This window comes from Mesorhizobium sp. M1E.F.Ca.ET.063.01.1.1, from assembly GCF_003998155.1.
Lineage (GTDB): Bacteria > Pseudomonadota > Alphaproteobacteria > Rhizobiales > Rhizobiaceae > Mesorhizobium.
Genome location: NZ_RZSC01000613.1, coordinates 1 through 3,551, shown reverse-complemented (window position 1 = coordinate 3,551; position 3,551 = coordinate 1). Strand labels below are relative to the sequence as shown.

The following is a 3,551-nucleotide window of genomic DNA, read 5'->3' as shown; positions in this document are numbered from 1 at the left end:
GCCTCGCCGCGCAGGTGGTAGGCGCCATGACCGCGACCGCGCCGATGACGGTGATGGCGAGGCGGTAGTCGATGTGCGCCTCGAACACGGTCGCGGTCATGGCGCCTACCACCTGCGCGGCGAGGCTTGCCGAAACCATCAGGCCGACGGTGCGGCCGTCGATGCCGAACTCGGCGCCGAGCGGCTCGAGAAAGGCCCAGACGGCGCCGAAGAACATGAAATAGCAGAAGATCGAAAGCAGCGCGGTGATCGCCGGTATGGTGAGCACGTTGGCAAAATGCTCTTCCTTAGGCAGGTCCGCATAATCGTCCGGCACGGTCCAGGCGACGACGAGCGACAGAAGGCAGACCACGCCAAGCGCGATGAAGCCGCCGGCCGAGCCGGCCGCGGGCACGGCATAGAGCGCAAGCAGCAGCGCCAGCGCGCATTGCGCCAACGTCTGCAGCGTGACGAAATAGCCGCCGATGCGCTCGGCCCGGCGCGAGCGGGCGATCAGCTCGGTGGCGACCGCGACCAGGCCGCCCTCCGCGAGCCCCGCCAGGGTGCGCGCGCCAATCAGCGCATTGGGGCTTGCGGCATAGGCCGTCCAGAAATTGGCGAGCGCGAGCAGGACGAGGAGCACAGCGCTCTTCCAGCGCATGCTGCGCGCCGACAAGAGCATCGCCACGATCGCGGAGCCTATGGCGATCGCGATCATCTCCGCGGTGGCGACCAGCGCCAGCTCGTCGCCGGTGACATGGCCTTCGCTGTAGAGCGCGCCGAGCAGCACCGGCTGCAATCCGAGGATGAGCAGACCGACCGAACCGATCCAGAGCGCCGAAGCGAGTTGCAGGCCGGTCGGATTGCCGACCAGCCAGTCGCTATCTTCCGATTGCACGGCATCGGTGACAGTCACGAGCGCTCTCCCTTGCAGCCCGCATGAAAAACTGACAAGTTGTCAGCATTTGACGAAACTGATACTTGATCAGTTTGTTGTCAACCGCGAAATCGCAGCTCTCACCGAGAGATTTGGCGCATGACGGAAGCAAGACGAACGGCGACGGAACCTCGGCGCAGGCCCAAGCAGGAGCGCAGCCGCGAGCGCATCGACGCGATCCTCGCCACGACCATGCGGCTGATCGGCGAGAAGGGCATCGACGCGGTGACGATGAAAGAGGTCGGCGCGCTGGCCGGCGGGCCGATCGCCACCGTCTACCACTATTTTCCCTCGAAATCGGCGATTCTCGCCATGCTCTACGAGCGCTTCTCGGAGGAGAGCCGCGCGCGGCTCAGCGAGATCATCGCCAATGTGCGGCAGCGCGACGATGTGATCCCGGCGGCCGACCGGCTGCTCGACGATTATCGCGGCCGCGTCGCCGGCGATCCGGCAATCCAGGATCTGCAGAACGCGATCCAGGCCGACAAGGCACTCAAGAATCTCGACATCGCCGAGACCAGGCGGCAGGCGGAGATGTTCTGCGAGACGGTCGCGCCGCTGATCGAGCCGGACCGGCGCGAGGCTTTCGCGCGCATCGTGTTCCTCATCTTCCAGCTCGCCGGCGGCGTCGTGCGGCTGGCGCTGACGCAGGACGAGGCGGAGGGGCGGCGCACGATCGAGGACTATCGCTCGATCATCCATGCGCAATTGCGGTTGTTTTTGTAGCTTTTGGCTTTTGCGAAGAATGGAGGCGTCGAGTTCCTTCGCGCCCCCCTCTGTCCTGCCGGACATCTCCCCCACTTGGGGGGAGATCGGACGTCACCACGGCTTTCGCCAATCGCCAACGCTGGAAGAGAATCCACCAGCCAATCGACGGACACCCTCACCCTTGGCGACAGTTGGCGGCTGCGTGGATAGAGCACCGCGATCGGCGGATGATCGGCAAGCACTTCGATCAAGCGGCCTGCCTCAATGTCGGCGGCGAAGCGAAACACGGCGCTTCTATTTTGATACGCCCATGCAATCCGCCTTTTTCGGCATCGCGTCATGCGCAGAAAAATTTCGCGCCATTGCCCCTTCCCGCGCGCCTTGACTCTGGCAAGGCGCCAGCCTATTTCAGCGCCACGTTAGCACTCGCCTTAGGTGAGTGCTAACTCATATCCGGCCTCGCCGGATGGAGGAACAGTTCTCACCGTTCTCATTCGAGGAAGAAAACATGGCAAAGTCCAAGTTCCGCCCGCTTCATGACCGTGTGGTCGTTCGCCGGGTCGAATCCGAATCCAAGACCGCCGGCGGGATCATCATCCCGGATACGGCGAAGGAGAAGCCGCAGGAAGGCGAGATCATCGCCGTCGGCTCCGGCGCCCGCGACGAAAACGGCAAGCTCGTGCCGCTCGACGTCAAGGCCGGCGACCGCATCCTGTTCGGCAAGTGGTCGGGCACTGAAGTCAAGCTCAATGGCGAGGACCTTCTGATCATGAAGGAATCCGACATCATGGGCATCATCGGCTGAATATCGGTCTCTCCATCAACTGAATTATCGGGCTCTGTCCGAGCCCCTGTCAGGAGCTAACTATGGCTGCAAAAGACGTAAAATTCTCCCGCGATGCCCGTGAGCGCATGCTGCGCGGTGTCAACATCCTCGCCGACGCGGTGAAGGTCACCCTCGGTCCGAAGGGCCGCAACGTCGTCATCGACAAGTCGTTCGGCGCCCCGCGCATCACCAAGGACGGCGTCACCGTCGCCAAGGAGATCGAGCTCGAGGACAAGTTCGAGAACATGGGCGCGCAGATGGTGCGCGAGGTCGCCTCGAAGACCAACGACATCGCCGGCGACGGCACGACCACGGCGACCGTTCTCGCCCAGGCCATCGTCCAGGAAGGCAACAAGGCCGTTGCCGCCGGCATGAACCCGATGGACCTCAAGCGCGGCATCGACCTCGCCGTCGGTGAAGTCGTCACCGCTCTCGGCAAGGCCGCCAAGAAGATCAAGACCTCCGAGGAAGTCGCCCAGGTCGGCACGATCTCGGCCAATGGCGACGAGTCGGTCGGCAAGATGATCGCGGAAGCGATGCAGAAGGTCGGCAACGAAGGCGTCATCACCGTCGAGGAAGCCAAGACCGCCGACACCGAGCTGGAAGTCGTCGAAGGCATGCAGTTCGACCGCGGCTACCTGTCGCCCTACTTCGTCACCAACGCCGACAAGATGGTCGCCGATCTGGAAGACGCCTACATCCTGCTGCACGAGAAGAAGCTCTCCAACCTGCAGGCCATGCTGCCGGTCCTGGAAGCCGTCGTTCAGACCTCGAAGCCGCTGCTCATCATCTCGGAAGACGTCGAAGGCGAGGCTCTGGCCACGCTGGTCGTCAACAAGCTGCGCGGTGGCCTGAAGATCGCCGCCGTCAAGGCTCCGGGCTTCGGTGACCGCCGCAAGGCCATGCTGGAAGACATCGCCATCCTCACCGGTGGCCAGGTCATCTCGGAAGACCTCGGCATCAAGCTCGAGAATGTCGGCCTCAACATGCTCGGCCGCGCCAAGAAGGTGTCGATCTCCAAGGAGAACACCACCATCGTCGACGGCGCCGGCAAGAAGGCCGAGATCCAGGGCCGCGTCGCCCAGATCAAGCAGCAGATCG

At 63.6% G+C, this 3,551-nt stretch carries 5 protein-coding genes and 1 pseudogene; 4 read left to right on the top strand and 2 right to left on the bottom strand.

What is annotated here, in order from left to right:
* A partial coding sequence (locus EOA29_RS29175) for an MFS transporter (RefSeq protein ID WP_127221959.1) occupies positions 1-895 on the bottom strand: 895 nt, incomplete at its 3' end.
* A gap of 120 nt (positions 896-1,015) precedes the next feature.
* On the opposite strand from EOA29_RS29175, the gene EOA29_RS29170 reads away from it, so the two are divergent.
* Complete coding sequence (locus tag EOA29_RS29170; RefSeq protein WP_126094444.1) at positions 1,016-1,642, top strand: TetR/AcrR family transcriptional regulator; 627 nt, start codon at positions 1,016-1,018, stop codon at positions 1,640-1,642.
* Between the two features lie 134 nt (positions 1,643-1,776).
* Here EOA29_RS29170 and EOA29_RS44075 read toward each other — a convergent pair.
* Positions 1,777-1,893 (bottom strand): annotated as a pseudogene (locus EOA29_RS44075) (LysR family transcriptional regulator); the annotation flags it as partial.
* Between EOA29_RS44075 and EOA29_RS41710 the strand changes: the two are divergent.
* The 3 genes from EOA29_RS41710 to groL form a co-directional block, all read left to right on the top strand.
* Entirely contained in the window at positions 1,852-2,070 is a 219-nt protein-coding gene (locus EOA29_RS41710) for a hypothetical protein (RefSeq protein WP_189350117.1), read from the top strand. The pseudogene EOA29_RS44075 and the gene EOA29_RS41710 sit on opposite strands and share 42 nt — an antisense overlap.
* Before the next feature lie 62 nt (positions 2,071-2,132).
* Complete coding sequence (groES, locus tag EOA29_RS29160; RefSeq protein WP_073987612.1) at positions 2,133-2,429, top strand: co-chaperone GroES; 297 nt, start codon at positions 2,133-2,135, stop codon at positions 2,427-2,429.
* Positions 2,430-2,491: 62 nt separating this feature from the next.
* The coding region (gene groL, locus EOA29_RS29155) for a chaperonin GroEL (protein ID WP_127221958.1) at positions 2,492-3,551 on the top strand (1,060 nt) is incomplete at its 3' end.